Below are 5258 nucleotides of genomic sequence, written 5' to 3'. Positions count from 1 at the left end.
GATCTTGAATATAATGTGACGATTCTTAATAACAGAATAAAAAACCATAACGATAACAACAAAAACTCAAAATGGCTTTCTTGGGGCAGACGCAAAGATATTGCCAGGATTACAACAGCTAGCCTAGGAAGGCCTCCTGAGAAAGCCCCGCCGTCGCCTCCTGAATCGCCTCCTCATCCGATACCACCACAACCTAAACCTTCTCCCAGACCCGCTCCCAAACCTGTTCCTAGGCCGCCTTCATCTCAGCCGACACGAGCTTCTACTCAAACTGATTTGTTAACGCCTGCTGTTTTAACAGCTCATAAAGGAATTCAGAGGATTGGTGTTTACACATGTTATCTTAACACTTTTTTGCAGCGTATCGCTCGCAATTCCGATTTCGATCACCTTTTATTGAAAACATTGCAAAGAGATTCAAGAGAAAGGGAATTTTTCGATGAAAAAGGAAGCAGTGTTAAGAGGGATGAAACTGAAAAAGACCTTCAAGCTCGAAGAGATGTGCAGAGACAGCTTATACATATAGTAAATATTTTGCGTTCTGATGACGGTATAGTCCCAGTACCAATGAAAGAAATGGAGAAATTATGCGATGACATCCACAAGACGGGAGCTTGGCCTTTTTTTGTTAAAGAAGTAGTTAGAGGAAAAATTGTTCTCGTTAAGAACAAACTTTTCGAAAAACAACAGGACCAACAAGAAGTAAGTGCAGCTGTTTTGGAAACTATTTTAGACGGAGCTCAAGATGGTACTCGAAGCGCCATAGAATTATCACATACAATGACATATAGTTCGGTAAGCGATCCTACAAAAAGCTTTCGAACAATAAAGCCAGAAATTGAAGGACAGGAAGATGGGGAGGTGATGTTGAATGGTGGCGGCCAATTCTTAGAAGCGCTTCGTAAAGACCTGAAATTTGATCCAGAGCGTATTGAAGAAAGAGGGACCCTTTTAGTAACAAGAGAAGGTGACTATGTGCTTGGTACGTCGGTGAACGAAGAACAGAGGTATGTATCGATAGCGAAACAATTAATAGGAGTAAAATCCTATGATAAGAGTTTTAAGCTTCATAAGGAAAAGTCAGGAGTAAAAGATTCTAGAGGGAGGGTTGACGAGAAGGCATTTTGTGTAGAGCTCTTCAAAAAACATAACTTAATGACTGCAGCTGGAGTAAGAATAGAAAAAAGCTTTCGCAAGCAGGAAAAAAAATGGATTAAAACAAGGATTGAACAGGAAATAAAAGATTTACGCTCTCTAAAGGAAGAAGACGTTACCGAAAGAATACGATTCTTGCAGGAGCTTAATCCAGAAACATTGACTTTAGAAGAGGCTCGTGTTGATAAAGGAGCTATCCCGCGAGGAGAATTTCCAGATAGACTCGTCATAAATCGCATGCCTGTATTAGGAAGATTTGGCAAGAAAGTATATTTGAGTGACATACCGCCAAGATTTAAGATAAAAGATCTTTTTCCTGATTACAACGGCGAAAATTCTGAAGACGAATATAAACTTGTCGACTTTGTACATTATAGTGGAAGTGGGTCTGGCGGTCATTATACTTATTACCATAAAGATGACGACGGTCAATGGCGAGTATATAATGATAGCAGATCAAGCCCGGTCGTTGAACGAACAGTATTGCAAAGAGCCGCGAGCAATGGCCGTTCTTTTATGTTCCGAAAAGTCTCGGCGTCAGTAGAATAACTAGTAGTTATCCACCTTTTTCACACGGATCTTTTGGCCTGTGAAGGTGTTGACAAGGACGTATGGCGTCTTGACGCTTTCGGTCTTATATACCTTGATATTGTCGCCGACGATCCATTCTTTTGCGATGTATTTGTCGGCAGGAAGGACGTCCCACGTCGTGCCGTCTTCGAGAGTTATCTTCATGCCATTGGCAGTGACGGCGTCGATCCAATGTGTTTTTCCTATGGAGTCATTACCATCGATGGGAAGAGGCTTTGATACAAGCTTAGCTCTGGCGACTTCGCCATGGGGCACGAGAACAAAAAGATAGGGGTACCGTTTGTCGTCGCCGGTGATGATCTTGACTTTCTCGCCAGACTTCCACATCGAAGCACGTTCGCTGTCATCGTGGTGAATTTCCCATAAAGACCCGTCGTTGAGCTCGATAGAGCGACTCTTTTTGCTAGAAGACCGTATAGTAAGGCGTGCTGTTCCCTGATCGCGAAGTTTCTCGTCGAAGGAAGCTTCTATCCAGTGGACGAGCATCTTCTTCTCGCTGTCGTTGAGCTTGTTAATGCCCATCTGTCGTTGTTCTTGTGGTGTCATCCATTCTTCAAGGTCTGGGGATTCTCCAGGATACGAAAGGACTAGTGGCAGTGCCAGCAAAAAGGTTGCAATAATCATATCTATCTTCACCGTAATATTGTTTCTCTTGCTTTTATACTATTTTGGCTTTTAGAGTGAAACAGAAAAGATAGGACAGGAGCAGAAGATATGCTTACAATTATTATGATGATAGCAGCAGGCGTTATTATTCTTTATCTCGGCGCCGAAGGTCTAGTGCGAGGAGCGTGCCACCTGGCCAAACGTTTTAACATAGCGCCTCTCGTTATAGGACTCACCGTTGTGGCGTGTGGGACGTCGCTGCCCGAAACTGTAGTAAACCTCGTCGCGCAGATGCGCGGAGGCCTCGGCGATATCATCATCGGCAACATCGTAGGATCAAATATCAGCAACATAGGCCTCGTTCTAGGGGCTTCGATAATACTGACGCCTCTGACGATAACATCGTCGATAAGCAGAAGGGAGATGCCAGTACTCCTTATCGTATGTTTTTCTTTCTTCGCATGCCTGCTGACAGGGACAATAACACGTGCTATGGGTATAGCTTTCGTCGTTGCTCTCATAGCATACCTTTTATATCATTATAAGAACGCCAGAAGAAAATACTCTGCCGATGATGTTCTTGAGGAGTCGTTGACGGCGACACCATTGAGGAGCACGGCATTTAGCATCGCAATAGTTGTAATAGGGAGCATAGCGCTTTTTTTTGGAGCGCGCCTTCTAGTCGAAGGCGCTACGAGGCTCGCCGTAGTATTCTCGGTGCCGCAACGTATCATCGCACTGACGGTCGTTGCTCTAGGGACGTCATTGCCGGAGCTTGCTACGTCGATGATTGCGGCATCACGACGACACCATAGCATCTCCATCGGCAATGTCATAGGAAGTATAATCTTCAATATTCTTTTTGCCACCGGTGCTATAGCATGCATACGTGATATATCGTTCTCGATGCAGCTGGCATACTACGATGCTACAGTGATGCTCGCCTTTGTAATAGTAATGGCGATACTACTACACCGCAAACGCTCACTGCCACGTATCTGCGGAATAGCACTACTCACAGCATATATCATCTACATCGCTGCCATCGTTATCTTATAGCGCTAATCGACCACTTCGTATCGATCTTTATCCAACATAGTGTTGCAATATATTTCTTCAATGGCTTTTGGAAATAGAGGGTTGTCTGCTTTGATAAAGTGTTTGTTTCCAAAATCTTCGACACGGCCTGCAGGGATCTCAACACCCCTTTTTTGCATGATTGTTTCGAAAAAAGTTGGTTTCCCGCTTATCTTCTTTGGAAAGGTTGCTTTGCCATTACTAATCTCTACTAGACAAAGATCCGGATTGCTTCTGGATATTATTTTCATTATTATTCTCCTGGAGATGTTTTTTTACGTATACTTTCAAGGCCTTGTTCTGAAGCCTCTATGCGTGCTCGTTCTATTTGTTGTTTTGGGTCTAGGCCTTTACCGGCGTCTTTTGGTGCGCCAGACGCTTTAATTTGTTCTTCTTCATAACTTTTCAATGGTGCTTCAGGATCTTGTGTTGAAAGAAGGTACATCCTTTCATTAATTGCGGTTATGGTTATGCTGGGATTATTTGAAATCATATCATGCAAAACCTTAATTCTTTTTTCGAAAGCTTGTTTACTGCCACTAAGACCATAAGAGTCGAGAAGCTCCCCTCCACCTGTTGCCGATAGATTCATTATTTTTTCTCTTCCGGAGGAAGATAGAGGTTTATCGCAATGAGAAGAAATTAGTGAGAGATCGTTTCTGTATTGTAAGTTTTTTTCCATGAAACTAAGATCGAAGTCGACTCTACTAATAGGATAGGAGGTTTCACCCTTTTCATCTTGTTGTTCTCCGATTAGTATATTTTCAAAGTGGCCGTCACTATCACCTGTTATCCATGTTAAAATGTTGATATCTTCGAAACGTTTTTGGTCGACAAGTGCTTCTTGTTCATCTTCTGAGAACCCTTTTTTGTCCCAATGGGCGTCGATAGCATTGAGGTCTCTAGCATTCGGAATAAACCTTTGTACAGAGCACAATTTTTCACGTATTCCATCGGCAGATTTGGTTGTTGTAGATGGATCCGAAACATCATGAAAAGCGTCGCTTTTAATGATCATCATAGCGATTCGGGGTGTTATGCTATCGACGCCGGCCATCTTGGCAAAATCATAGCAACACGCTGCTGTTTGTACACTGGTATAAAGAGGTTTAGAATTACGAGCGCGATATTGGGTATCTAAAAAAGGAGAAGAACAGCCTTTAGTATTATTTAGACAAAAAAGATCTTCATCGTTAGGTTTTACAATGAACTGAGGAACGCCAGCTTCATCTTTAAGGATATATGCTCCTCCAGCGCCTCTTGTGCGTTCTAGCGTTCCAGTGGCAAGGACGCTTTCGAATTCTGTGTGCATGCTGTCTTTAGAATGACGAGCTTCTTCTATCTTGGGACGGAACTCTTCTATTTTTCCGGCTATTTCCGAGCGCCTTTGCTCTATGGCTTCTATAAGTTGGGGTTTCTCCGAAGTGCCCGTACTCTGCGCCATGCTTAACAATTTTTTTCCTACTGATTTGCCGAAAATCATCGGTAGCCCCTCCATTTTGTCGAGGGCGGTTACTAGAGTCTTACCAAAAGTTTTTAGGGCTTCTGCAGAAGCCGCTGGCGCGGCGCTGGCGATGATTTTTGGGTCTTTCGTTTCTCCACTATGGACCGCCACGCCGGAAGGTAGTGGCGTCTTGGGGGTATCGTGCATCTCAGCTTTCGACGGCGCAGCTTCGCCACGCGTGCTGGCAGTGCTTTCCTTTTGCTTTGCAGTGACCGCCGTAGATACTGTTTTTCCTTCCAGCGCCTTCGCTGTCGTAGCCTTCATGCTTTCTGGCAGCTTGAAAGACCCAGCGCCTGATATGATATTGTCCGGCATCTTGCTACTC

The 5258-nt window shown here is 43.8% G+C and carries 5 protein-coding genes; 2 read left to right on the top strand and 3 right to left on the bottom strand.

The window, feature by feature from the left end; genetic code table 11:
- The coding region (locus HN980_04560; GenBank protein MBT6928748.1) for a hypothetical protein at nt 1-1704 on the top strand (1704 nt) is incomplete at its 5' end.
- On the opposite strand, the gene HN980_04555 is transcribed toward HN980_04560, so the two are convergent.
- On the bottom strand, nt 1705-2370 hold the full coding sequence (locus tag HN980_04555) for a hypothetical protein (protein MBT6928747.1): 666 nt from the start codon (nt 2368-2370) through the stop codon (nt 1705-1707). It abuts the gene before it with no gap.
- A 90-nt stretch (nt 2371-2460) separates the two neighbouring features.
- Between HN980_04555 and HN980_04550 the strand changes: the two genes are divergently transcribed.
- Nucleotides 2461-3411 (top strand): calcium/sodium antiporter, encoded by a 951-nt coding sequence (locus HN980_04550; GenBank protein MBT6928746.1) that lies wholly within the window; start codon nt 2461-2463, stop codon nt 3409-3411.
- A gap of 2 nt (nt 3412-3413) precedes the next feature.
- Here HN980_04550 and HN980_04545 read toward each other — a convergent pair whose 3' ends face one another.
- Nucleotides 3414-3680, bottom strand: a complete 267-nt coding sequence (locus HN980_04545; GenBank protein ID MBT6928745.1) for a hypothetical protein — start codon at nt 3678-3680, stop codon at nt 3414-3416.
- A gap of 2 nt (nt 3681-3682) precedes the next feature.
- Nucleotides 3683-5248, bottom strand: a complete 1566-nt coding sequence (locus HN980_04540; protein MBT6928744.1) for a hypothetical protein — start codon at nt 5246-5248, stop codon at nt 3683-3685.
- Nucleotides 5249-5258: the final 10 nt, after the last annotated feature.

It is taken from the genome of Waddliaceae bacterium (assembly GCA_018694295.1).
Taxonomy (GTDB): Bacteria; Chlamydiota; Chlamydiia; order Chlamydiales; family JABHNK01; genus JABHNK01.
Note: the sequence above shows the minus strand (reverse complement) of the source record. Positions and strands in the feature narration are given on the sequence as shown.

Bases quoted from the DNA above. Each gene is read 5' to 3' on its own strand.
- HN980_04540 (MBT6928744.1), bottom strand. From the start codon at position 5,248: ATGCCGGACAATATCATATCAGGCGCTGGGTCTTTCAAGCTGCCAGAA.
- HN980_04545 (MBT6928745.1), bottom strand. From the start codon at position 3,680: ATGAAAATAATATCCAGAAGCAATCCGGATCTTTGTCTAGTAGAGATT.
- HN980_04550 (MBT6928746.1), top strand. From the start codon at position 2,461: ATGCTTACAATTATTATGATGATAGCAGCAGGCGTTATTATTCTTTAT.
- HN980_04555 (MBT6928747.1), bottom strand. From the start codon at position 2,370: ATGATTATTGCAACCTTTTTGCTGGCACTGCCACTAGTCCTTTCGTAT.